The sequence below is a fragment of the Vibrio scophthalmi genome (assembly GCF_040869025.1).
GTDB lineage: Bacteria > Pseudomonadota > Gammaproteobacteria > Enterobacterales > Vibrionaceae > Vibrio > Vibrio scophthalmi.
The window spans coordinates 1,038,806-1,062,913 of sequence record NZ_CP134272.1; the positions used below are offsets into that span (position 1 = coordinate 1,038,806).

Below are 24,108 nucleotides of genomic sequence, written 5' to 3' on the forward strand. Positions count from 1 at the left end.
CAGCCAATCAGAAAACTGAGCGGCACGGTTTTTATGCGACGTTCAAGTTAGTCTTGATTGAAAAACAATACGATACTGCCGCCCTTTAAACGACTACCGTAATTTAAGTTAAAGCCGATACCAATGTTATCAATCCAACTTGATTTGAATGGCGGTGTCATCAGCCAGCCCACCGATGTCTCATAATAGTAGTTAGTGCCCATCGGTTCTTCAGTATCACCACCGAGATCTATGCGCTTAATGCTCGAATAAATAGATTGTACGCTTCGGCCCCATTTGGTCATGTTGTAAAATGCTTCCAAGCCGTTGGCAATATACCAACCATGTGGATTGCCGACATCGCCATAGTTTGCCTCACCCCAACCTTGGCCATAAAAATAGTGAACCGAACTGGTGGCATTCCAACTGCCCCAATCGCGCTCTCGGTTATATTTCAGTTCCACATGCGGCTCTAACGTTGCTGCCCATGCCGAGGTATTAAATACCACGCCATCAAGTGCTGGCTTAACGTATTGGTTAGACTCAGCGGAATTGTAATTGTGTTCATTGCGAAAATACTGCAAATGCACACCTAAACCCGGCGTGACTTGCCACTCACTGTCGATGTGGTACTGGTAGCGATAAGCTGAAAATGCACCTAGTACCATTTCCCTCTGTTTATCGTCTTCTTCAACACCACGAATCACGACGTCCTGGCGAGACACTAATGCCGATAGACGGAAAAATAGTTGCGACTTATTTACCGCCTCTTCATCACTTAAATCGATAGTGAATGGCATTGCGGACACCGCAAAACGCTGACGCAAATCAATTGAGTCAGCAGAGCCAAGGTTTTCATTATCAATATTGAGCCATTCGTTAGGATCAAAATCGTGGACACCCAGCGTCAATACGTCACTATCCGTCATTACGATCGCGGCAGAAAATGCCTGCTCTAAATATGATTTTACTTCGCTGTGGCCTTCACGTGCAGACACGCTCGGCGCAGCACATATCAATGCACTTGCGATCAGGGTTGTTTTTTTCATGCTTACTTTAGATAAATCAGCTTATATTACGTCGTTTGACTATGACTCTTGATATTCCATCGACGGGTCATACACGACGTAGTGGTCACGGCCATTATGTTTCGCTTGATACAACGCGCAATCTGCCATGTGATAAAGCTGCTCGATACTTTCGCGTCCAGTGGGTTGTATGCTGACGACCCCTTGTGACACCGTAACGAAATCAGCAACTTTGCTGAAATCATGCCTCACATTTAGCTCAGCAATACAGTCTTTAATCCGTTGTGCATGGATTTCAGCTTGGTAGACATCACTATGGCCTAGTAATACAACAAACTCTTCACCACCATAACGCCCAACGACTTCGCCATTCCTGACGAAGAGACTGTTTAACGCTGCCGCTAGTTGAACCAAACATTTGTCACCTTCGATATGGCCGTAATTGTCGTTGTAGAGTTTAAAAAAGTCTACATCTAATAATATTACGGTTAAAGAGACAGCATGACGCCCGTGTACTGAAATCATTTCTTTGAGTTTTTGGTCAACGTCGCGACGGTTACGTACCTTCGTTAGGCCATCTTCACTGGCCAATTTTTCTAGCTCTTGATTCGCTTTGGCAAGGTCGGCCGATTTTTGATTTAATTGGCGTCGCATAAAAGCAATACGTTGCATCGCGATGAGCTTGGCTTTGAGTACCAATCTATCTACGGGCTTAATCAAATAATCATCACCGCCAGCTTCGATAGCATCGGCGATCATTTGCGGTGCATCATGGCCGCTCAAAAAGATAATCGGGATCCATTCAGGATATTGTTCACGGATTTTTGCCGAGACTTCAAAACCATTCATATCCGGCATGGTGATATCGAGTAAAACAAGATCGGGTGAAAATTGTGGATATAACTCTAAAGCCATCGAACCTGAACTGGCCATCTCGACGATATGACCAAGCTGTTTAAGCCTTACGGCTAATTGCATGCGCTCCATCTGTACATCATCTACGAGCAGTATTTTCATAGTAGACCCTGTTTTTTCCACACACTATTCCTATTATGAAACGATCTGTTAAATCAGTTGCTTAATAAGCATACATTAGGACCTTGTATTCATCCACTGAGGTTGACATTTTTTACAGAAAAACTAGCATAGCGCGGAATATACAATTAAAAGAGAAAACGCTATGTCTGACGTAACTCCGAATGAGAAAAAAATCGTCGATCTTTCAACCGTTTCTGCAGAACTTCGTCAAGTAATCGAATTTGATGGTGTTCCAGAAGCAATGTACGAAATGGTCGTATCTATTCATGAAGTTTCTGAAGAAGCAGTTCGTGGCTCTTGGGACGAATTACCAAAAAGTGCGCAAAACATTCTAGATAACTTTGAGCAATTTCACGCACTAGTATCTGTTAGCCAAGCATTCGCTGGTCTAAATGTAATGGAAGAGTTCCCAACTCTTAACCTACCAAAAGACATGACTGATGCCGAGAAAGACGATTACCGCGCTTCTCTACTTGATCAAGTTCTACACAACTGTGTAAAAGATATGGTTAAACAGCTTAAGAAAGCTCGTCGTGACCCAATTCTAAAACGTGACTTTACTGACGTATACGCGAAGTAATTTCTACGTTTAGAGATCAAAAACGCCGCATAATGCGGCGTTTTTTATACCTGTGTTTCTTTATCGCGGCATATCATCCCTCTGGTATGGCAACAATAAGCGGGATTAATGTTCATGTGACAAGGCGATATCGCGTTGAGTCACACTCACCCCTTTGATTTGCGCATAGACTTTCATACCAATCACTAACTGAAGATCATCTCTTGCCCAAGCGGTAATGGTGGCCCACATAAAGCAACTCTCCGCTAATTTCAGTTTCACCGAGACGCTTTGCCTTGTGTTGCCGTGACTGTGTGTTTCTATCTCGACAATTTCAGCGTGTAAAACATTTCGAATCGAACTGCGTTCAGGCTTTTCTAAATTGATCGAAACATCGTTCGCCCTAACCTGCAGACGAACTCGGCTATTAATCTTTGCATCCACTTTTTGCACCCACAGCATCACACCGTCCGCTAACTCGAGTCCTGATAACGCGTAGTCTTCAATCTGCTCGACCAACAGCGCTTCAAACAACGAGCTTTGCTCGGTAAACGATTGCCATGGTCGCATCGCATTCGATGACCAGACACTCTCAATTGAACCCGAATTCACGACTCGACCTTTATCAATCACGACAATATGATCGGCTAAGCGTAATATTTCATTTAGGCTATGAGTGACATACAAAATAGGCACATTAACGTTGTCTGCCAAATGTTCCAAAAAGGGTAAGACTTCACGTTTGCGTGGTAAGTCTAGCGACGCTAACGGTTCATCCATCAACAGGATGTCCGGTTTAGACAACAACGCCCGGCCAATCGCTACACGTTGCTTTTCACCACCAGAAAGTTCAATCGGAAAGCGTAACAGCAATGCGCGCAGTTCTAGCAGGTCGACGACTTGGTTGAAATACTCATGATCAGGTTGCTTAACGCCGTAGAGAAGATTGCCGTTAACTCGATAATGAGGAAACAGGCGTGATTCTTGAAACACGTAACCTACGCGACGCGCTCGTATCGGCAGGTTAATGGCTTTACTTGAGCTGTAGAGCACGCGACCATTGATTTCGATATGTCCTGAACTTGGCTGAGTTAATCCCGCAACCACATTGATCAACGATGTTTTCCCCGCACCTGAGCGACCAAAAATCGCCGTGATCCCTTTTGCTGGTAGCTCCACATTGATATCAAAGTTGCTATTGCCTAACGTTTGTTCAAAGGCGATGGCCAATTTACTCATAGCTTAGTTCCCAAACGTTTTGTACAACGGCGTGTTAGCCATTCTGATGCCAGCAAAGAGGCCAGTGCAATTACAATGGAAATAATGCATAAACGCATCGCTTCATTCTCAGCTCCAGGCGTTTCAATGAAGGTGTACATTGCTAATGGAATGGTTTGAGTCTCACCTGGAATATTGGAAACAAAACTGATCGTCGCTCCAAATTCACCAAGGCTGCGAGCAAACGACAACATCACACCGGTGATGATACCAGGTATGGTCAATGGCAAAGTGATGGTGAAGAATATCCTCAATGGTGAAGCGCCCAACGTGGATGCCGCTTGCTCCAGTTTTGTATCGACGTTCTCTAAACTGAGTCGAACTGAACGCACCATGAGTGGTAGCGCAACGACCACACAGGCTAATGCCGCCCCTTTCCAGTTAAAAGCAAATGAAAGCCCAAACGTTTGATAGAGCCAACCGCCGACTGCGCCTTGCCGCCCCATCATGATCAATAATAGGTAGCCAACCACGACTGGCGGTAACACCAAAGGTAGGTGGACAATACTATCGACGAGGCTCTTACCAACAAACTGTTTTCGAGCTAATAACCAAGCAATCCCGATGCCAAGCGGGATCAGCCACAAGATGGCATAAAACGACACTTTAAGGCTTAGCATTACCGCTTGGTATTCATACTCAGATAACAAGACCTACGCTCCTATTCATATCATTCTTCCATCATGCTTAATTGCTGCTGGGTGCCGACGTCACCTCAAAACCATATTGTCGCAAAATTTTATGAGCGGCATCGGTCTGGAGGTAGTTCGAGAAATTGTTGACTGCAGGCGTATCAGACAATGTCACCATTGGATAGCGAATCGATTGATGGGTGGATGGTTCAAAGCGATATATCACCTTCACCTTGTCAGACACTTGTGCATCGGTTTGATAAACAATACCCAGTGGCGTTTCACCACGCTCGACGAGCGTTAAGGCCATGCGAACATTATTGGCTGGGGCAAGCGAGCGCTTAACGCTAGACCATACACCGATGTTTTCTAACGCTTGCTGAGCATAAATCCCGGCAGGAACGGCATTAGGTTGGCCAATCGCGAGACGCTCACCCTTTAACGCTGTTTGCCACGATTCATTCTGCAGTGGATTGAGCATCACATCACTATCACTCGGTGCAATGACAACCAGTTGATTACTTGCAAAATCTGCCACATCCGCCGGAGTTACAACACCGGTCTGAATCAAACGATCAACCCACAAAGTATTGGCAGAAATAAAGATGTCAGCCGGTGCGCCCTGCTCTATTTGTCTGGCTAAAGATGAAGAACCACCATAAATCGGTACGATACTCACATCATGCGCCTCACGATAATCACTGATCAGGCTGTTGAGCGCATTGGTCATTGACGACGCTGCGTAAATACGTAATTTCTCTGGTGCGATTTTGCTTGCAGCAAAAAGTGGGGAACTCATGACGAGTAGCCCCAGTAGCGCGATGATTTTAATTTGTAACTTCATTTGACTCTAATTCTGGCCATAATAAATCCAACTTTAGATACTTTTCTATCGCATCAGCTATTCGATTAATTGCACGTTCTTGATTGGCATGATGATCGACAATAGCAACGTTTTCTAGCCCCATCCACTCACACAAAAGAGTTAACGCATCCGTATGGTCAAAGACGCCGTGCAGATAGGTTCCCAATATTTGATTAGATTCGCTCACCGCGCCATCGAGAGCGCCACTATTTAACGTGATTGGTTGTGCTTCTTGTACATCACTACGCCCTGCGTGGATTTCGTAACCTTTAACTTTGGCGACTTTACCGTTTAGTGCGAGGTTACCCGTCACGTTAACCAACGCTTTGTCTTCAGTAAGCACCGTGGTTATATTTAGATACCCAAGCCCTTCACTTGAGCCCGGTTCGCCTTCAATACCGAGAGGATCATCAATGCGCATCCCCAGCATTTGGTAACCGCCACAAATCCCCATCACTTTGCCGCCAAAACGTAAATGACGCGCAATTTCGTTATGCCAATTCTGGCTACGTAGATAATCGAGATCGGCACGTACGGATTTAGTCCCTGGTAAGACGATCACATCCGCACCATTGAGAGATTGTCCTTTGCCGACGAATTGTAAATCGATATCTGGATTTTGACGGAGAATATCAAAGTCGGTGTGATTGCTGATGCGAGTAAATACCGGCACTTTAACAATCAGCTTAGCAGCACTTTTATCCGCTTGATCGTTATTGATGGCGTCTTCTGCTTCAAGATCGAAACCATGCAAGTACGGCAAAACACCGATAACCGGTTTGCCCGTTTTCTCTTCCAGCCAATCGAGTCCAGACTCGAGTAACTTGATATCGCCACGGAAACGGTTAATGACAAAGCCTTTTACACGAGCTTGCTCTGATTCAGACAGCAGTGCCAATGTGCCATAGAGGTGGGCAAAAACACCACCGCGATCAATATCTGCAACGATGATAACCGGTACATCCGCTTGCTCAGCAAAACCCATGTTGGCGATGTCGTTTTCACGCAAGTTAATTTCAGCGGGGCTGCCAGCACCTTCAATCATTACCGAGTCAAATTCGGTTTGTAATTTATTGAACGAGTCCATAACGGTTTCCATCGCGACTCGCTTGTAGTCGTGATAACTCGTGGCTTCCATATTACTAAGAGCACGACCTTGCAAGATCACTTGTGCCCCGGTGTCTGAATTTGGCTTTAATAATACTGGGTTCATGTGAACCGTTGGCTTTACGTTACAAGCTGCCGCCTGCACCGCTTGAGCGCGACCAATTTCGCCACCATCTTCGGTTACTGCACTATTTAGGGCCATGTTTTGTGGCTTAAAAGGAGCAACGTGCACACCACGCCTTGCCAAAACACGGCATAAACCGGCGACTAAAACACTTTTTCCTGCGTCAGACGTGGTGCCCTGTACCATCAGAGCTTGTAAAGCTGAATACATAACGGATTGACTTGTGAATTTTGATTCTCGCGATGATAACCAGTTTAAGCGGCTATTTCTAACAAAAACATGAATTGAAAATGAATACCTAGCTCAGCATTGATTCACCTAAGGTGTTGTTTAATAGCATCATCAAATCAAGGCACATCGCCAAAATAGCATCAATGAAGGAACTTATTATGAAAAAAACAATTTTAGCTATCGCTGCTGTTGTCATTCTTATCCCATCCATTGCCCTCGCTGATGGTGGACATCATCAAAAATCGGACGGAGTTCAGTTCAACGGCCCAGTTGAGTTAAGTAACATGAGCAAGTTAGTTGCTGAAAGCAACATGTTTACCGAACAGCACGTCGTTGTAGAAGGCCACCTAGTTCGTCAGTTGAGCAGTGACAAATTTATGTTTACCGATGGTAATACCGAAGTTCAAATAGAGCTTGATGATGACATTCGTCTTGCCGCACCAATCGATGCAACAACCCGAGTTCGTCTATTTGGTGAGTTTGAGGGTGGCAATACGCCCGAGATCGAGGTAGATCGTATTCAAGTACTGTAAATCTATAAAATTAATAGGTAAAATAACCAAAATTAGGCCCACATTTTGTGGGCCTTTCAGCATCACCGCTGTCAGTTGGAGAATACCTTTGAACAAAAAATGGCTTTTAGGCTTAGTCGCGAGCCTTACGTTTTCGCAATCTGCGTTTGCCAATAACTTTAACTATAACTATTTGGAATTTCGTACCGCAGTAAACCCAAAATTTTCTGGTGTCGAGTTTAATACTCAAATGTTAGAAAATGTACATTTTGTCGCTCGTGCTGACAGTCAATTCAAAGGTGATGCGGACTTAGCTGCTGGTTTTGGTTTTAACGGCCCAATTAACCAGTTTTCAGATGTCTTTGGCCAAGTGCTTTTACACACCATTTCCTATCCTGATGATTTAAATAAAGAACGAAATACCACTCCTGAATTCAATATTGGCTTACGGGTATGGCTAGCAGCACAAATTGAAGCAACAACGCGTGTTGGTGTTCTTGATGAACGTTCGGTGTTTCACGCCGGCGTTCGTTTTCATTCAACCAATCAGCTTTCGCTGTCGGCTGAAACACGTAATTCGGGTATTTACGGTCCACAGCTTGCACTATCAGTACGCTTCCAGTTTTAAATCTCTCGTTTAAGTGTACACATACTGTTAAATAGCATGATTTAACATTCAAAGCCTACGATGATTCGTGGGCTTTTTTGATGATGTTATTCAGCTCAGCTCTAACTTTTCGTCATTATTCTGACAATTACACTATCCACTCAAATAAATAGTCATTTCCTCTACCACTTCTAATTAGACGCGTATTTACGCTAGATAATGGCGAGCAGATTGTTAAATATTCATTACTCTTTTCTGTCGTATAGATAAATACCGGCTATTCTTTCGACCTAAATCAAATTTTCATAGAATTTAAAATTTTATTTAGAACGCTGTCTGATATGCTCCGCGCGCTTAACAGTTGATATAGGGAAAAGGTTGTATATGTCAGCATTATCGATAAAAACAAAATTAACTATCGCGTTTGTTACAGCTGTACTCATGATGACCGCAGCGCAAACGTATCTTACAGGGCGTCAAATTCTCGACGAAACTCAGCGCTCAACAACACAGTACGGTATGACCTTATTAGAAGGTAACATCGCCAGTATGAACAACTGGTTTTCGGCCAAGATAAAAGTTGTTGATGCGGCTACCGGTGTATTTAAAGAAAATGGTGATCTAGAGTCCTATTTAGCCTACCTAACTAAGGCAGGTGATTTTCAAATTGTGTACGCGGGACTTGCGAATGGCCAGTTTTTACAAGGTGTGCCACTAATTGACGCAAATGGATTCGATCCTCGCACTCGCCCTTGGTATCAAGAGGCTATGGCGGCTGGCACAATGCAAATCACCGAGCCTTATGTCGATATCGGCACACAAAAACTGGTTATTTCTATTGCTAAACCATTTAATACGGCCGGTATTGAAGGTGTCCTTGGTGCAGATGTTGAGATCAGTACGCTAGTAGACGATATCGTAGAGTCCGATGAAGCGGGCGTATTTGGATTTTTAGTCAATAGCCAAGGCCATATCGTTGGCCATGCCAATAGCGATTTGACGCTCAAAAATCTTGATCGCATTTCGCCTGATTTAACCATGAACAAGATTGTCGAGCTCTCGTCAATTAATCATTTACAACCGCTCTCTATTTCGGGCGTTGATTCGCTACTGGCTGTGCGTAAGGTGCCCAATACCGATTGGTACTACACCATTGTCATCGATAAAGATCATGCCTTCCAATCGCATCAATCGTTGGTTCAACAGTCGATGATTCTAGGCTTGATGCAAGTGATCATTATTGCGCTTATTTCATTATTCATTGTGAAAAAGGCTCTTGCTCCCCTTCATTCACTGAGCGAGTCAATGCGTGATCTGTCACAAGGTAATGGTGACTTAACCAAACGTATAACCGTCGATAGTAAAGACGAGATTGGCCTGTTAGCGGGTCACGTCAATGCCTTTATCGCCAAGCTGCAAGAGGTGGTAACGGATATCTCTCAATCAGCGCAGAGTATTGACGAACAATCGAAAGTCAGCACCCGCGTCGCGACAGAAATTAGCGATGGCCTTTCAGTTCAGCTTAACGAAGTCTCACAAATTGCGACTGCTGTCCATGAAATGTCGGCAGCAGCGGAGGAAGTGGCCGGCAATGCACGCTTAACGGCAGATTCAGCTTTTGGTTCAACGGAACATTGCGACCAAGGTAAATTGGTCATAAAACGCAATCAAGAGTCTATCACTAACCTCGCCTCACAGTTGCAACATGCATCGGATACCATCAGCGAGCTCGAGCGAAACTCAAAAGAGATCAACACCATTCTTTCAACCATTAGCGATATTGCCGAGCAAACCAACCTGTTGGCCTTGAACGCAGCGATTGAAGCAGCACGTGCTGGTGAGCAAGGTCGTGGCTTTGCTGTGGTCGCAGATGAAGTGCGCGTGTTATCGCAACGAACTCACAGTTCAACGGTAGAAATTCGTGACATGATTGAAAGTTTGCAAAAAAACAGTCATGAAGCAGTAGAATCGATGAACCGTAGTCAATCGCTTGCGTCCTCAAGTGTTGAAGATGCCAACGATGCCACTGATGCTTTAGAAAAAATCACCATCTCGATTCAAGAGATCTCAGATATGGCGATGCAAATCTCCAACGCAGCCTCAGAGCAGCGCACGGTAACGGAAGAGATAAGCAAAAATATTCAACAGGCGAATGATGTTTCCAATCAGCTGTCTGAAGAAGCGGTCAATTCCCGTACCGTTGCAGAGGATCTTCAATCTATCGCGATGCGCCTTAATCGCCAGGTTCAGATGTTCAAACACTAATGGCCAGTTAGCAAATCGCTAGACACAAAAACGCCCTGCTTTCGCGGGGCGTTTTGCGCTTAATTCCGAACCTTAATTTGTCGCGGCACCAACTCAACACCGGTTTCATAGCGCTTAGCCGCGGCATTCAGGGCCAGCGCGAGTGCACTATCCGCTATTACTTCAAACTGCTGGGGCAGCGAATTAACTTTAAATGGCAGAAAATCCAGCAAGCGGTTATCACCAAACGTCGCAAGTTTAATCTGACCAATCAGTTCAGGGTGAACAAGTAATACATCCAAAACGCCTTCCAGCAAGGTATAAGACGTTGTAATAAGCGCTTGGGGCACATTCCCCTCATTTACCCACTGCTGAAATATTACTTGTGCCTGTTCACGATTAAAATGCTCGCCATAACCTAACTGTAATTCTATGCCTTGTTCTTTGGTGACAGAACGAATGCCGAGTTCACGTTCACGGGAAATATTGAGTTCTGGCAACGCACCAATCACTCCAATTTTAGTGACGCCGTCACTAAGTATTGACATAGCTAACTCATGTGCCGCACCAAAGTCTTCACTGATCACACAACAAAAATGCTCATCATCCAGTGGACGGTCAATGGCAACAACCGGTGTCCCCTTGCTCTGTAGTGTCAGGTAGAACTCGCTCGCATCAGTAATACAACTCGCAACAAATAACGCATCGACTTTGCGACTGACTAAAGCATCCACCACGCTCTTTTCTGTTTGTGGGTCATCATCAGAGCACGCTATCAGTATTTGGTAACCCGCTTTGCGCGAATTCTGTTCAAGTAATTTCGCTAATTTTGCATAACTGGTGTTTTCTAGATCTGGGATCACCAAACCAAACGAGCGACTGCTTCCAACTCGAAGTGAGCTTGCTGCAACATCAGGTCGATAATTATGTTGTTCGACTACCGCCATCACTTTTTGCTGTGTCTTCTCGCTGATTCGGTAAGTCTTAGCCTTACCATTGATCACATAACTGGCTGTCGTTTTCGATACGCCGGCCAATTTCGCTATTTCATCCAATGTCATATTCTGATCTACGTTCTGTGGATTAGATCAAAGTTTATAAACAATGATCTCAACAATGTTTGCATTATACGCTGAATGGATTCAGCATTAAAGCTGAAAGGATTCAGCAAACAACCAATTTGTCGTGTATATCTCAAATATCATGATTATTACCTAGCGGTTTGCTGAATTTTTTTACCTAACTGCTGAACCGATTCAGCGACATTGTAAGTACAACGAATAACACCATACGAGGCCTCCATGCTAAAGCTTTCCACACAAGACGTATCACTCAATCAGGAGTTTGCGGACAAGCACGCTGCCATTCATTCTCTCGCTCAGCAACTGGTCGAAAAAGACTTAGTAGAGCAAGGTTATCACCAAGGTATGGCGGCGCGTGAAGCGCAAAATTCGACCTATCTCGGCAACGGTATTGCTATCCCACACGGTACTGTCGACACTCGTGACTTAGTTAAACAGACTGGTGTCACTATCTCCCATTTTCCTCAAGGCATTGATTGGTGTGACGGCAACCTGGTTTACCTTGCCATCGGCATCGCGGCAAAAAGTGATGAACACTTAGGTATCTTAAAGCAGCTAACCAATGTCTTAGCTGATGACAACGTTGAAACTGCGCTGAAAAATGCCAACAACGCGGAACAAATCATTGCGCTGCTAAACGGTGAAACACAATTTAATATCGACTTTGATGCCAGCCACATCCAGCTTGGTTTTCCGGCCAGCGATATGATTCAGATGGCGGCAGTTTCAGCTGGCTTACTTAAAAACAGTGGCAGCGTTAACAACGAATTTGTCGCTGATGTGGTCGCAAAAACCCCTACCCACCTTGGTGATGGCGTTTGGCTACTAGGTTCGAACAAAGGTGTTAATCAAACCGGTATGGCATTTGTTTCAACTGCCAATCAGTGCCACTACGAAGGCAAAAACGTCACATCACTGATCACTTTTTCCGCTTGTAATGGCGCGCATCAAGCTCAGCTTAATGTCATTCAGACGTTGATTGCTAACCACACCATTGGAAGTTTAAACGATAAGACCGCTGAAGAGCTGATCACACTATTTAATCCATTGGTCGATATTAGTGCCAACGAAGCTCAAACCGCTGATGGCAATAGTGCGGTTTTCCACATCCGCAACGCTCATGGGTTGCACGCCCGCCCGGGCGCGATGTTAGTTGCAAGTGCTAAAAAATTCGATGCCACTATTACCGTGCGTAACATTGATTCCGACAGCGCGTTTGTTAACGCAAAAAGCTTAATGAAGGTTATCGCGCTTGGTGTTAAACACGGCCACCAGTTGGAATTTGTTGCTCAGGGCGACGATGCAAAACAAGCGTTGGCAGCAATTGGACAAGCGATCGAATCTGGTCTAGGTGAGGCATAACCCTATGAATATCAAAGCTACAAACAAAATCAATAAAGTCGTGACCATTACCCTAAATCCAGCATTGGATCTAACGGGTAGTTTGCAGGCCTTAGTCCAAGGAGGTGTCAGCCTAGTTGAACGAAGTGATTTTCATGCGGCAGGTAAAGGTGTCAATGTCGCACGTGTGTTGAGCGACTTAGGTGCAGACGTCACCGTGACAGGGTTTCTTGGCCAAGATAATCAAGAGCTATTTTGTCAGTTATTTGAAGAGATGGGCGCCACGGATCGATTCATTCGCGTAGAGGGATCAACAAGGATCAACGTCAAGCTAGTCGAAAGCAATGGCGCCGTTAGCGACATCAATTTTCCCGGCGTAACGGTTAACCAGCACGCGATTGACCTGTTTGAACAAACCCTCGATGAGCTTTGCTGCAACCATGACTTCTTCGTGCTTGCGGGTAGCTTACCGAACGGCGTGACACCAGAAATGTGTGCCAACTGGGTGCGTAAACTCAAAAATAAAGGCAAAAAGGTCCTGTTTGATTCGAGCCGCGCTGCGCTTGAAGCTGGTATCGAAGCTGCACCGTGGCTAATTAAACCCAATGACGAAGAGCTGGCTGATTTTGCCCAACAACCCGTTGCAAGCGAAAAAGACGTGATCGCTATCGCTGAACAACTAAGCACAAAAGGGATCGACAATATCGTCGTTTCACTTGGAGCAAAAGGCGTTATGTGGTTAAACCAAGACCAATGGCTAGCGGCAAAACCACCAAAAATGACGGTCGTTAGCACGGTGGGCGCCGGGGATACCCTTGTCGCCGGACTATGCTGGGGACACATGCAAAAAATGGAAAAACATCAATTACTCACCTTCGCCACAGCACTCTCTGCCCTTGCGGTTTCACAAGTGGGTGTTGGTGTCGCCGAGGTTGCAGAAGTTATCGCATTACAACAACAAGTAGAAATCAATCCAATTTCGTCTGAATTCAAATAACAAAAGGTCGATGTTATGAATCTAACTATTATTACCGCTTGTCCAAGCGGCGTTGCTAACAGCATTATTGCTGCGGGGCTTTTGGAAAAAGCGGCTCAAGCACTAAACTGGAAAGCCAATATAGAATGCCAATCGAATGTGATCCCTTACACTGAGATTGGCGAAGCAACCATCGCCGCAAGTGATATTGTGATTATCGCTGCGAACCGTGAAGTTGATGACCGACGTTTTGTGGGTAAAAAAGTGTACCGTGTTGATGTTGAAGAAGTCATTCACAACGCACAACAGGTTTTGAAAGACGCCGACACTCAGGCAGTCTTACTTGAATCTGCTTCCCAATTTAAGCCGGTTTGTACTGATTCTCAGCAGCAAAAACGCATTGTTGCCATTACCGCATGTCCAACAGGCGTAGCACATACCTTTATGGCGGCGGAAGCGTTAGAGAAACAAGCGCAGGTGATGGGCCACCAGATCAAAGTGGAAACCCGTGGCTCTGTGGGCGCGAAAAACCAATTGAGTGCTCAAGAGATCGCTGATGCGGATTTGGTGATTATTGCCGCTGACATTGAAGTCCCTCTAGAGCGCTTTAATGGCAAGAAATTATATAAAACCAGTACGGGACTTGCTCTCAAGAAAACCGAGCAAGAAATCACAACCGCTTTTGCTAACGCGACCCCTTTCACTGCGAGCGCTGGCGCAACAAATTCAGCAACAGACGAAAAGAAAGGTGTCTATAAGCACCTAATGACTGGCGTATCTCATATGCTTCCAGTCGTTGTGGCGGGCGGCCTAATCATCGCCCTATCCTTTGTCTTTGGTATTAATGCATTTGAAAAAGAAGGCACACTGGCTGCCGCACTAATGACCATCGGTGGTGGCTCTGCATTTGCGCTGATGATCCCTGTCTTAGCGGGCTTTATTGCTTTCTCTATTGCAGATCGTCCGGGCCTTGCGCCAGGTTTGGTTGGTGGTATGTTAGCCAGTTCAACTGGCGCCGGCTTCCTAGGCGGTATTGCCGCAGGTTTCATCGCCGGTTACGCGGCTAAATTTATTACCGACAAACTGCAGTTACCTCAATCGATGCAGGCGCTTAAGCCAATCCTGATTATTCCATTTGTTGCGACCTTATTTACCGGTTTAGTCATGATCTATATTGTCGGTGGCCCTGTTGCTGGCATTATGACTGCGCTGACGGATTTCCTTAACAATATGGGCTCAGACAGTGCGGTAATGCTTGGTATTGTCCTTGGCGCCATGATGTGTTTTGACCTTGGTGGTCCGGTGAACAAAGCGGCTTACGCTTTTGGTGTTGGCTTATTGGCCTCGCAAACTTACGCACCGATGGCGGCAATTATGGCGGCGGGTATGGTTCCAGCTCTTGGTATGGGGCTCGCGACGTTCCTTGCGAAAAGTAAATTTGAACAGAGTGAACGCGAGGCGGGTAAAGCATCATTCGTTCTTGGTCTGTGTTTTATCTCTGAAGGTGCGATCCCATTTGCTGCAAAAGATCCTATTCGCGTTATCCCATCATGTATGGCGGGCGGCGCGTTAACGGGAGCACTTTCAATGTTGTTCGGAGCAAAACTGATGGCACCACATGGCGGCTTGTTTGTCCTGTTGATCCCAAATGCAGTTTCACCGGTGTTGATGTACTTAGTCGCGATTGCAGCAGGTACGGCAGTAACGGGCTTTACTTACGCATTCCTCAAGAGTCGTGATAAGAAAGTGGCCGTGACCGCTTAATCGTTTTCATGCTTCACTCCTGAATCCCCCGTTATGTAAACGCCTTATTTTTATAAGGCGTTTTTATATACTCGCGACTCAACGCGACTTCCTTTATCTGGTTATTTTTCCAATCCCCAATGGAGTGCAAAGCAACACAACGTTGCACCCTAATGAGACGTAGTTCGCCAACTCAAACAGTAAATATTCAGAAAAACCAATACTTTGCACTGAGGGATCCCCTCATAATTTCCCCAAAGCACAACCATGTTTGAATAGATTTTGAGCAAGCAGGGTTGCAGCCGCGAGCAAGTCTTCCCTCGTTATTGTGTAGCCAGAATGCCGCAAAACTTCCATCCCTAAGCGCACTGTTGAGAGTACATTTCGATTTTTGACAGTGTTAGCTTGGAAGTGCTTATCCCAACCTTGTTTCTGACCATGAACTCCAGCAAGCCAAAATGTCAGTTGAAGCATTAGGGCGATTAGCAGCATGATATCAAAGCGCTCTGAGCTGCTAGTTCGGCTATGACGGAGGCCTAAACCGTAGGCTGGGCTTTTCAAGTCTCGGAAGGTTTCTTCAATTTGCATACGCTTCGAGTAGAGCCTAACAAGTTGCTTTGGTGTTCGGATTTCAACGGGCAAGTTAGTCGCTAAAACCCATGGTTCTTTTGTCGAAGCGGAGTAGATTTTAGGTGACGGATGATGACAATTAGTCCGTGTCGAACGCTGATTTTTTCGGCCTTTAGGACGTGATTTATACAGTGCAATTTGACATGAAATTGGGTTGCTCTTAGTCAACCTCTTATAGCCTAAAGTCTTTGAGCGACTTGAGGATATGCTATGTAAGTTGCTGATAGGTTGCCAGTTTTCCGCACCTAAATCTGCATATTGCACTTTCCCTCTGACTCGACTTAACCAGTACCAACCTAGCTTTTCAACGGATTTATACCATGGCACTTTAAAGCCAGCATCACTGACAATGAGCGGTGTAGTGTTACTCGGTAGAATGCTTGCAAGGTCGGCTAGAAATTGGTCATGAGCCTTCTTTGAACATTGCTCTGAAAGCGGAAAGGCTTTCTCATAAAGAGTAATAGAACGACCATGTAGTGCCACCGAAGCCCGCAATACCATAAGCCGTTTTTGCTCACGAATATCAGACCAGTCAACAAGAACAATGGGCATCGAATTACCTGAACAGATAAAGCTGGCATGCCAACGGTATACAGCGAGTCGCTCTTTGTGCAAGTGACGATTACCTAACAATCTGTCGATTCGTTTGATGTTATGTTTTGTTCTGGCTTTCGTTGGCAGGTTACGACCAAGTTCGGTAAGAGTGAGCGTTTTACATTCAAGTAATGCGTGGCAAGCCAGCGTTAAACTGTTGAGTCGTTTTAAGTGCAATTCAGGGCAGAATTGGTAAAGAGAGTCGTGTAAAATATCGAGTTCGCACATCTTGTTGTCTGGTTATTGATTTTTCTCAGAACCATTTGATCACATGACAAGATGTGCATCTACCTTAAATTTATGATTTTTATCAAAATCATTAGGGGATTCCTCAGTACTTTGCATCATGGCCTATTTCTTGTACTAACCTCAATAAGGTAAGCAACTTATTTGTTTGCAGGCAACGTCAGAAACCGGAGAGTCACCATGCAAGACACATTAACCATCATCCTCGCTGGAGGTGTCGGTTCACGCTTAAGTCCGTTAACCGATGATCGGGCGAAACCCGCCGTTCCCTTTGGCGGAAAATACCGGATTATCGATTTTACATTAAGCAATTGCCTTCATTCAGGGCTACGACGAGTACTGGTGCTCACACAATACAAATCGCATTCGTTGCAGAAACATCTTCGTGATGGCTGGTCATTACTTAATCCAGAATTGGGGGAATTTATTTCTGTTGTTCCCCCACAAATGCGTGGCGGCGGTAAATGGTATGAAGGCACGGCAGATGCGATTTACCACAATCTATGGCTTTTAGAGCGCAGTGATGCCAAGTATGTGGTGGTCCTCTCGGGTGATCATATCTATCGTATGGACTATGCTGCGTTGATTGCCGAACATAAAAAGAATGGCGCAAAACTGACCATCGCTTGTATGGGCGTCAACAAGGAAGAAGCTCATCAATTTGGTGTAGTGAGAACCAGAGCCGACTCGGTTATTACCGAGTTTATTGAAAAACCGAGTGCTCCCCCTACTAACCCCTATGACCCCAATATTGCCGATGTTTCGATGGGTATTTACGTCTTCAATGCCGATGTGTTACGCGAACAACTTGAATTAGATGCCAAAAAAATCGATTCTAGCCATGATTTTGGTAACGACATCATTCCTAAGCTGATTGAAAGCCAACAAGTCTATGCCTATCAGTTTTGTAATCCTTTGGGCCGTGTGGCGATGGATTGTTATTGGCGTGATGTGGGCACGATTGACTCTTTTTTCCAAGCCAATATGGATTTGTTGGAGCCGATTCCACCCATGAATCTCTATCAGTACGATTGGCCAATTCGAACTTATGAAAGGCAATATCCACCAGCTCGCACCGTTTCTTCTGCTACTGGAAATGAAGGCATTTTCATTAACTCGATGATCTCAAATGGCGTCATTAATTCTGGCGGTTCCGTGCAAAACTCGATTGTTTCACCCAACGTACGTATCTTGGATGGCGCGACCGTTGTTGACAGTATTTTATTTGACGATGTCGAAGTTGGCGAAGGTTGCCAACTAGTAAATTGTATTATCGATAAACACGTCAAGATCCCACCAAGAACACAAATTGGCTTAAATCGTATTGATGATGCACGACGCTTTACTATTTCCCCCAACGGCGTCGTGGTTGTCCCAGAAAGCTACCGTTTTGAGGGCAATAATCTTGATAGCAATCAGTATGAGCACGAGCTGGTGAAAAACGGTCATGCCATCTAACTGTCGACGAGCTAAACGACGGGAGTAAGGTATTGACGGTAAAAAAAACACCCTCTTGACTGAGGGTGTTTGAGAAGATTGACTAGATCTCCTATAGGGGAATTTAGTATCGCTTAAACACTGCCAGTAAAAAACAGCAAATTTGTAAATGATTCTTTCCCCGTTTTTGTTCGTATAATCAACAATGTGCTCAATTAATATGCCTTTACGTATTTTTGCTACGTGAAAGAGGTACGACACAACATTATCAAACAACAACTGATTAAAGCGCTATTCGCTCATTAACGAGATTCAACGATCATTGAGTTGCAATCGAGTTTGACAGTCCCCATTAAGTAATAAATAAATCAATAATATTGGTTCTACAAACCAATCCCTACGAGGTGTGCCATGTCTATGCAATTCACTTATCTAAATCCGACAAAAATATTCTTCGGCCAAGGACAAATTGCCGCTATCGCGAGTTCTATTCCTACTACAACTAAAGTACTTGTGGTTTATGGCGGTGGTTCAATTAAAGCTAACGGTGTGTATCAGCAAGTTGCAGCTGCACTGGAGAATCATCAATGGTGTGAGTTTTCGGGTGTTGAAGCGAATCCAACCAAAGAAACGCTCGATAAAGCGGTGGCGATTGTCAAAGAGCAGGCGATTGAGATGATCCTTGCCGTCGGTGGTGGTTCGGTTATTGATGGCTGTAAGTACATCGCTGCGGCATCTCATTACGATGGCGACGGCTGGGATATTTTAACAGGCCAACATCAAGTAAGTTCAGCAACACTTCTGGGTGCAGTTCTTACCCTGCCGGCAACGGGGTCTGAATCGAATTCTGGAGCGGTTATCACAAAAGCAGCAACGCAAGATAAACTGGCATTTCTTTCCCCTTTTGTTCAACCACAATTCGCGGTTATGGATCCGGATGTAATGAAGTCCTTGCCTGAACGTCAACTTATCAATGGCTTAGTCGACGCATGGGTTCATGTTTGCGAGCAGTATCTGACCTACAATCACGGCCATATGGTACAAGATGGCTATGCTGAAGTGTTATTGCGTAATCTTTTAACGCTTGCGAGCCAATATGACCAACGTGATAATGACCAATGGCGAGAAAACCTAATGTGGACGGCAAACCAAGCGCTCAATGGCTTGATTGGTTCCGGCGTACCACACGATTGGGCGACTCATATGATTGGCCATGAATTAACGGCCCTTTGGCATGTTGATCACGCGCGATCTTTAGCGATCGTACAACCCTCTCTATTGCGTAATCAGATTGAACTTAAACGCGGCAAACTTGAACAGATGGGCCGTGAGGTGTTCCGTTTAGACTCCGGTGAGCAGCTTGCTGAGCGCACTATCGACGCGATTGAAGGCTTCTATCACAGCCTTAATGTACCGACTAAACTAACCGAACATAACGGCGATAAAGCAGCAGCAATCAATTTAGTTCTTGAGCAACTTGAAAAGCATGGCATGGTTGCGTTAGGTGAAACACAAGCAATTGATTTGACGCAAAGCCGCGTCATCCTAGAAAACGCGATTGCTTAACTTTCCGCTTTTAGTTCTAGGCTTAGCATGACAAGTGCTAAGCCTAAATCTCGTTATTAACGCCCTTGTCGATCGCGTTTCAAATCAACGAAGAAAGATTATTGGCTAGAATGCAATCCGGTAATATTGCCTTCCGTATCGCTTACTAATGAGATCCGCCCATGCTCGCCGATCGACATTTTGGGCTGAATGACCTTACCTCCAGCTGCGACAACTTTCTGTTCTTCGTTTAAACAATCCTCGCAAGAAAAATAAACGATGACGCTATTCCCTCCAGCCGCCATACCCGGCATTCTAACAATTGTGCCCGTCGCACCATAAGATTCCATATCCGAACCAAAAGCCCACATTTCAATATTTGATCCATCCGGTGTTTCAATGCGTTCAAGAACAGCGTTAAAGACATCTTGATAAAATGCTTTCGCTCGTTCAACGTCATCTACATAGATTTCAAACCAACAAACAGGATTAATCATACCCTTGACCTCTGTACATATAGGTCTGATAAGAATAGTGGCTAGCAGACAAAATTGACCACTTTCACATACAAATTGCTCTTTATGACTACCACATTCAATAAATCCAAACTTTTCTATTAGACGACGGGTAAAAGCTTAATAATTTTCAACATCATATAGAAATTTTGAGTAACAACCGCTAAGGTTACGGGGATCAATACAGATGGTTTATATCTAAAGGAAAAATATGTGGTTTGCTATTGTTTCATTTTGCTTAGTGCATATTTACACGATTAGCCATGGGCCGCGTTGGTTATTCTACCTTAGCAAGCCTATCCCAGCGGTATTACTTGCGTTGCTGGTGGTTGGCAGTCCAAGTCACAACAACGACTACAATCATCTCATTGCTTTAGGGCTATCTTTGTCGGTATTAGGCGATGCACTTCTGATGTCGCCCAAGGATCATTTTCGCGCTGGTTTGTGGTGTTTTTTAACGGTACAGATCTGCTACGGATTCGCTTTCTCGCTCATTATTCCGAGTTACACGAATCTGTTGTTGCCTATCTTATTAGCGTTTAGTGGCGTGGTGATCTTTCTCTTGTTGGCGCCAAATATGAAAAAGGTTCGCTGGCATGTAGGCTGTTATATAGCTGCTATTTTGTTTATGGCTTGGAATGCGATTCAAGCGTGGCAAACCTCTCCAGAACACATCGGTGTGTTAGCGGGTATTGGAGCGATCATTTTTATTATGTCGGATTTGGTTTTAGCCATTGACCGATTTAGAGCAAGTTCCGATTTTTCTCGCCATGTCGTAATGTTCACTTACTACACCGCACAATCGTTAATTGCCCTATCGGCCATTTGGATGATCTAATCTTGTTACTCTTTACTAATCCGTTATTGAACAACTAAAAGTTATCATTATTTTGCTGACTATATTTAGGCGACTATCGCTAATAATGCCAACTTGGACTCTTGTAAAACGTCGACCAGTTTAGTTTTCGAAATTTGGTAGGTCTGCCTCGGGTTGCTGGCACTCTCAATATCGGCACACACTTGGTGGAGAGCCATTAAGCCTAAACTTCCTGCTGAACCTTTCAATTTATGCGCCAACTGCTTCACTTGAACGTTGTCATTCGCCTGTTCTGCATCAGTCAGTAAGGCTAATATCTCATCACTGCCATTGAGGAACAATTCCACAATGTGCTGCATTTTTTCTTTACCAAGCACGTTGAGATCATCAAGGATCACCGCTTCATTAATGACGCTTAGGTGGTTGGTGCAAGGTTGAGGCAAATTAGCCTGATCGAGTAACAAAGTCTTTCCTTCCAGATGATTCTGAATAAGTTCACATAACGCTTCTTTATCTAGCGGTTTCGGTAAGTAACCATCAAAACCTGCCGCAAGATAACTCTCAACTTCTTCGTTATAGACATGCGCTGATACGGCAACAAAAGGCGTTAGATCTGCCGCTGGTATTTGTGCATCTTGCTCCATTTGACGAAGCTGCTCTAACAAGTCGCGGCCATCACAATCAGGTAGGTTAATATCCAACAAGGCAATATCGAACTTGTCTTCGACAAACAATTGCTTAGCCTCTTCACCGGTTTCTGCAATCACGACTTGGTGGCCTAAATTTGTCAGGAATCCTTCTGCAACCAGGCAGTTAACTGGATTATCTTCCACCAACAACACCTTGGCACTCAGAACGCATTGATTCTGACTCTCCTTCTTCGCGACTTCTTGTCCTAATTCAAGTGGAACGGTAAACCAGAACCGGCTCCCCTGACCGACTTCGGATTCCACGTTTAGTGTACCGCCCATCGCCTCTACGATACGCTTACTGATCGCTAAACCAAGTCCAGTACCACCTTTAACACCTAACCCACCCGACGCTTGTGTAAAGGCATCAAACAGTGTTTCCATTTCTTGTGGCGAAATACCAATACCCGAATCTGATACTTCGAACATCACCTGATTTTCATCTTCTAATGAAACGTAGATATCAACATGTCCATCATCAGTAAACTTGATGGCGTTACCAACTAGGTTAGTCAGTACTTGGCTAATACGCGTAACATCGCCATACCAAAATGGCGCGATATCACTTTCGATGATGGTGTTCAGTTCAAGGTGTTTCTCTTTCGCTCGGCCGGTTAACAGTTGATGAACATCTTCAACCATATAGTGAAGATTGAAATCAACCGGGCGAATTTCTAAGTGACCCGCTTCAATTTTCGAGTAATCAAGCACATCGTTGAGGATCGCAAGCAAGGTTTTGCCACTGCGGTTAATGATGTCAACATAGTAAGTCTGTTGAGCATTTAGCCCGGCATCTTTAAGTAGACGAGCCGTACCTAACACACCATTCATTGGCGTACGAATTTCATGGCTCATGGTCGCAAGGAATGCAGACTTTGCACGGCTCGCCTGCTCTGCTTCTTGACGCGCTAATGTATGGTTAACCACTTCAAGGTTAAGACGCTTGTTCGCCTCTTGTAACTGATGTGTACGCTCAGTGACCAGCTCCTCTAATTGCCCTTTATGTTCTTCAAGCTCACGCTTAGCGGTGCGTTCACTCTCCGCCACCACTTTCAATGCATGGGCGGTATTTCGCGCAGTGATGATCGCTTGTCCCATATGCGCCAATTCATCGTTACCTTTTACCGTAATATCGACCTTCAATTGTCCTTGAGCAATCGATAGCAACGCAGAAGAATACTCCGCTAATCGCTTTAACACCGACACGTAAACCACTTTCCATACGATGAGTACCACGATTATCATCCCTAACACGGTTATGATAGTAAGGGTCAATTGGGCAAAATTCAGGGTGGTTTTTAACTCGTCTACCGCTTCCGTTGTTGCTTGGTTGGAATCATCCACCAACTTATTAACGGTCGTATTCAGTGCTGTGAATTGATTGAGCGTATCGAGCATCAACTGATGTGATTCTTGCTCGTTATCGTGACGTTGTAACACAACATCAAATACGACCCCACGCTTATCAAGTTGGGTGAGAAGTTCAGACATTTGTACTGAGCGTGTCGGATCTTCCACTGCCGTTACGCGGCGCTTCATGATTGATAAGTTATTATTGAACTGCTCGCGAATACTGCTTAATCGCTTAGTATCGTTAATCGTGCGAATTTCTTCGATTTGATTTAGCATTTGGAACGCTAATAGATGCAGTTCATGCAAGCGCTCAGAGAGATCCAAGTCAACTTCGACTAAAGCATCAAGTGCTTGGTAGGCTTTCTCTGTTTGCTTTTTTGCTAGCAAATCATAAATGTGCGTGACGTTCGCCACCGCAATAGTGCTGGTATTTGAGACTTGCGTGCGAGTAAGTTGCTCCAATTCTTGGGCAAGAGTACGCATATCTTCCGTGCGTACAATTAAATCGTGTTCAAGAAACAGCTTCTTCTCGACGACGATGCCGAGCTTGCCCAACGTGTTGATTATCTGCTGTACATTCGTTTCAAGAGATTTAAGTAACTGAGAATCAAAAGAATCTGAGCCTAATTGTTTGATATGAGTCAGTAAGGCTTCCAATTGATCAAACAGCTCCTTACCCGATTGTTTACGTTGCGCTTCGGTTCGCGCATTGGTTAGGTTTTGCACCGACGAGATAATGCGTGAGCTAAGCTCTGCTACTTGACGAGCCTCTATCATCGAAGGGATCGCGGAATTAACTACATTTCGTTCGGTTTTCGCCACAAACGAAAAACCAAAAACGCCGATAACGGACGACATAAGAACCAACAGTGCCATCGCCAAAAAAGCAAACAACAACTTACGGCCAATGCTGGCTTTAGCAAGTAACATGGGAAT

General features: G+C 44.8%; 20 protein-coding genes. 10 read left to right on the forward strand and 10 right to left on the reverse strand.

Features of this window, described 5'->3' with window-relative positions:
* Nucleotides 1-47 precede the first annotated feature (47 nt).
* Together RJD38_RS19650 and RJD38_RS19655 are read right to left on the reverse strand one after the other, a co-directional pair.
* Nucleotides 48-1,028, reverse strand: coding sequence for a Solitary outer membrane autotransporter beta-barrel domain (locus RJD38_RS19650; protein ID WP_065546263.1), 981 nt, complete (start codon nt 1,026-1,028; stop codon nt 48-50).
* Nucleotides 1,029-1,067: 39 nt separating this feature from the next.
* Nucleotides 1,068-2,024 (reverse strand): diguanylate cyclase, encoded by a 957-nt coding sequence (locus tag RJD38_RS19655; protein ID WP_065546264.1) that lies wholly within the window; start codon nt 2,022-2,024, stop codon nt 1,068-1,070.
* 163 nt (nt 2,025-2,187) lie between these two features.
* On the opposite strand from RJD38_RS19655, the gene RJD38_RS19660 reads away from it, so the two are divergent.
* The gene (locus RJD38_RS19660) at nt 2,188-2,625 is read left to right on the forward strand and encodes a DUF3069 domain-containing protein (RefSeq protein WP_005598313.1); all 438 of its coding nucleotides are present in this window, start codon (nt 2,188-2,190) and stop codon (nt 2,623-2,625) included.
* Nucleotides 2,626-2,730: 105 nt separating this feature from the next.
* On the opposite strand, the gene modC is transcribed toward RJD38_RS19660, so the two are convergent.
* From modC to RJD38_RS19680, 4 genes are all read right to left on the reverse strand, one after another.
* Nucleotides 2,731-3,843, reverse strand: a complete 1,113-nt coding sequence (gene modC / locus RJD38_RS19665; protein WP_065546265.1) for a molybdenum ABC transporter ATP-binding protein ModC — start codon at nt 3,841-3,843, stop codon at nt 2,731-2,733.
* Entirely contained in the window at nt 3,840-4,502 is a 663-nt protein-coding gene (modB, locus tag RJD38_RS19670; RefSeq protein WP_050798518.1) for a molybdate ABC transporter permease subunit, read from the reverse strand. Before modB ends, modC begins: the two co-directional genes overlap by 4 nt.
* A 67-nt stretch (nt 4,503-4,569) precedes the next feature.
* Entirely contained in the window at nt 4,570-5,358 is a 789-nt protein-coding gene (modA, locus tag RJD38_RS19675; RefSeq protein ID WP_065546266.1) for a molybdate ABC transporter substrate-binding protein, read from the reverse strand.
* On the reverse strand, nt 5,342-6,820 hold the full coding sequence (locus RJD38_RS19680; RefSeq protein WP_065546267.1) for a cobyric acid synthase: 1,479 nt from the start codon (nt 6,818-6,820) through the stop codon (nt 5,342-5,344). Before RJD38_RS19680 ends, modA begins: the two co-directional genes overlap by 17 nt.
* A gap of 179 nt (nt 6,821-6,999) precedes the next feature.
* Here RJD38_RS19680 and RJD38_RS19685 point away from each other — a divergent pair, with 179 nt between their 5' ends.
* From RJD38_RS19685 to RJD38_RS19695, 3 genes are all read left to right on the forward strand, one after another.
* Complete coding sequence (locus RJD38_RS19685; RefSeq protein WP_065546268.1) at nt 7,000-7,374, forward strand: YgiW/YdeI family stress tolerance OB fold protein; 375 nt, start codon at nt 7,000-7,002, stop codon at nt 7,372-7,374.
* Nucleotides 7,375-7,462: 88 nt separating this feature from the next.
* Complete coding sequence (locus RJD38_RS19690) at nt 7,463-7,981, forward strand: hypothetical protein (RefSeq protein ID WP_065546269.1); 519 nt, start codon at nt 7,463-7,465, stop codon at nt 7,979-7,981.
* 420 nt (nt 7,982-8,401) lie between these two features.
* Nucleotides 8,402-10,225, forward strand: coding sequence for a methyl-accepting chemotaxis protein (locus RJD38_RS19695; RefSeq protein WP_367971473.1), 1,824 nt, complete (start codon nt 8,402-8,404; stop codon nt 10,223-10,225).
* 59 nt (nt 10,226-10,284) lie between these two features.
* On the opposite strand, the gene cra is transcribed toward RJD38_RS19695, so the two are convergent.
* Nucleotides 10,285-11,265, reverse strand: a complete 981-nt coding sequence (gene cra / locus RJD38_RS19700) for a catabolite repressor/activator (RefSeq protein WP_065546271.1) — start codon at nt 11,263-11,265, stop codon at nt 10,285-10,287.
* A gap of 240 nt (nt 11,266-11,505) precedes the next feature.
* Between cra and fruB the strand changes: the two genes are divergently transcribed.
* Genes fruB through fruA form a run of 3 tightly spaced genes read left to right on the forward strand, consistent with a single transcriptional unit; the run spans nt 11,506 to nt 15,367 of the window.
* Nucleotides 11,506-12,648: a fused PTS fructose transporter subunit IIA/HPr protein gene (gene fruB / locus RJD38_RS19705; protein ID WP_065546272.1), complete on the forward strand. Its 1,143-nt coding sequence runs from the start codon at nt 11,506-11,508 to the stop codon at nt 12,646-12,648.
* A 4-nt stretch (nt 12,649-12,652) separates the two neighbouring features.
* Nucleotides 12,653-13,624, forward strand: a complete 972-nt coding sequence (pfkB, locus tag RJD38_RS19710; protein ID WP_065546273.1) for a 1-phosphofructokinase — start codon at nt 12,653-12,655, stop codon at nt 13,622-13,624.
* Nucleotides 13,625-13,639: 15 nt separating this feature from the next.
* A complete protein-coding gene (gene fruA, locus RJD38_RS19715) occupies nt 13,640-15,367 on the forward strand; it encodes a PTS fructose transporter subunit IIBC (protein WP_065546274.1) in 1,728 nt (575 codons plus the stop codon).
* A gap of 222 nt (nt 15,368-15,589) precedes the next feature.
* On the opposite strand, the gene RJD38_RS19720 is transcribed toward fruA, so the two are convergent.
* On the reverse strand, nt 15,590-16,798 hold the full coding sequence (locus tag RJD38_RS19720) for an IS4 family transposase (protein ID WP_032073033.1): 1,209 nt from the start codon (nt 16,796-16,798) through the stop codon (nt 15,590-15,592).
* Nucleotides 16,799-16,996: 198 nt separating this feature from the next.
* On the opposite strand from RJD38_RS19720, the gene glgC reads away from it, so the two are divergent.
* Entirely contained in the window at nt 16,997-18,274 is a 1,278-nt protein-coding gene (gene glgC / locus RJD38_RS19725) for a glucose-1-phosphate adenylyltransferase (protein ID WP_005599378.1), read from the forward strand.
* A gap of 396 nt (nt 18,275-18,670) precedes the next feature.
* Nucleotides 18,671-19,819 (forward strand): iron-containing alcohol dehydrogenase, encoded by a 1,149-nt coding sequence (locus tag RJD38_RS19730; RefSeq protein ID WP_065546814.1) that lies wholly within the window; start codon nt 18,671-18,673, stop codon nt 19,817-19,819.
* Between the two features lie 98 nt (nt 19,820-19,917).
* Here RJD38_RS19730 and RJD38_RS19735 read toward each other — a convergent pair whose 3' ends face one another.
* Nucleotides 19,918-20,295, reverse strand: a complete 378-nt coding sequence (locus RJD38_RS19735; RefSeq protein WP_065546275.1) for a VOC family protein — start codon at nt 20,293-20,295, stop codon at nt 19,918-19,920.
* Nucleotides 20,296-20,524: 229 nt separating this feature from the next.
* On the opposite strand from RJD38_RS19735, the gene RJD38_RS19740 reads away from it, so the two are divergent.
* Complete coding sequence (locus RJD38_RS19740) at nt 20,525-21,151, forward strand: lysoplasmalogenase (RefSeq protein ID WP_065546276.1); 627 nt, start codon at nt 20,525-20,527, stop codon at nt 21,149-21,151.
* A 65-nt stretch (nt 21,152-21,216) separates the two neighbouring features.
* Here RJD38_RS19740 and torS read toward each other — a convergent pair whose 3' ends face one another.
* Nucleotides 21,217-24,102, reverse strand: a complete 2,886-nt coding sequence (gene torS, locus RJD38_RS19745; protein WP_065546277.1) for a TMAO reductase system sensor histidine kinase/response regulator TorS — start codon at nt 24,100-24,102, stop codon at nt 21,217-21,219.
* Between the last annotated feature and the right edge of the window lie 6 nt (nt 24,103-24,108).

Excerpts from the sequence above, each read along its gene's own strand:
- RJD38_RS19650 (WP_065546263.1), bottom strand. The coding sequence starts at position 1,028 with ATGAAAAAAACAACCCTGATCGCAAGTGCATTGATATGTGCTGCGCCG.
- RJD38_RS19655 (WP_065546264.1), bottom strand. The coding sequence starts at position 2,024 with ATGAAAATACTGCTCGTAGATGATGTACAGATGGAGCGCATGCAATTA.
- RJD38_RS19660 (WP_005598313.1), top strand. The coding sequence starts at position 2,188 with ATGTCTGACGTAACTCCGAATGAGAAAAAAATCGTCGATCTTTCAACC.
- modC (WP_065546265.1), bottom strand. The coding sequence starts at position 3,843 with ATGAGTAAATTGGCCATCGCCTTTGAACAAACGTTAGGCAATAGCAAC.
- modB (WP_050798518.1), bottom strand. The coding sequence starts at position 4,502 with ATGCTAAGCCTTAAAGTGTCGTTTTATGCCATCTTGTGGCTGATCCCG.
- modA (WP_065546266.1), bottom strand. The coding sequence starts at position 5,358 with ATGAAGTTACAAATTAAAATCATCGCGCTACTGGGGCTACTCGTCATG.
- RJD38_RS19680 (WP_065546267.1), bottom strand. The coding sequence starts at position 6,820 with ATGTATTCAGCTTTACAAGCTCTGATGGTACAGGGCACCACGTCTGAC.
- RJD38_RS19685 (WP_065546268.1), top strand. The coding sequence starts at position 7,000 with ATGAAAAAAACAATTTTAGCTATCGCTGCTGTTGTCATTCTTATCCCA.
- RJD38_RS19695 (WP_367971473.1), top strand. The coding sequence starts at position 8,402 with ATGATGACCGCAGCGCAAACGTATCTTACAGGGCGTCAAATTCTCGAC.
- cra (WP_065546271.1), bottom strand. The coding sequence starts at position 11,265 with ATGACATTGGATGAAATAGCGAAATTGGCCGGCGTATCGAAAACGACA.
- fruB (WP_065546272.1), top strand. The coding sequence starts at position 11,506 with ATGCTAAAGCTTTCCACACAAGACGTATCACTCAATCAGGAGTTTGCG.
- pfkB (WP_065546273.1), top strand. The coding sequence starts at position 12,653 with ATGAATATCAAAGCTACAAACAAAATCAATAAAGTCGTGACCATTACC.
- fruA (WP_065546274.1), top strand. The coding sequence starts at position 13,640 with ATGAATCTAACTATTATTACCGCTTGTCCAAGCGGCGTTGCTAACAGC.
- RJD38_RS19720 (WP_032073033.1), bottom strand. The coding sequence starts at position 16,798 with ATGTGCGAACTCGATATTTTACACGACTCTCTTTACCAATTCTGCCCT.
- glgC (WP_005599378.1), top strand. The coding sequence starts at position 16,997 with ATGCAAGACACATTAACCATCATCCTCGCTGGAGGTGTCGGTTCACGC.
- RJD38_RS19730 (WP_065546814.1), top strand. The coding sequence starts at position 18,671 with ATGCAATTCACTTATCTAAATCCGACAAAAATATTCTTCGGCCAAGGA.
- RJD38_RS19735 (WP_065546275.1), bottom strand. The coding sequence starts at position 20,295 with ATGATTAATCCTGTTTGTTGGTTTGAAATCTATGTAGATGACGTTGAA.
- RJD38_RS19740 (WP_065546276.1), top strand. The coding sequence starts at position 20,525 with ATGTGGTTTGCTATTGTTTCATTTTGCTTAGTGCATATTTACACGATT.
- torS (WP_065546277.1), bottom strand. The coding sequence starts at position 24,102 with ATGTTACTTGCTAAAGCCAGCATTGGCCGTAAGTTGTTGTTTGCTTTT.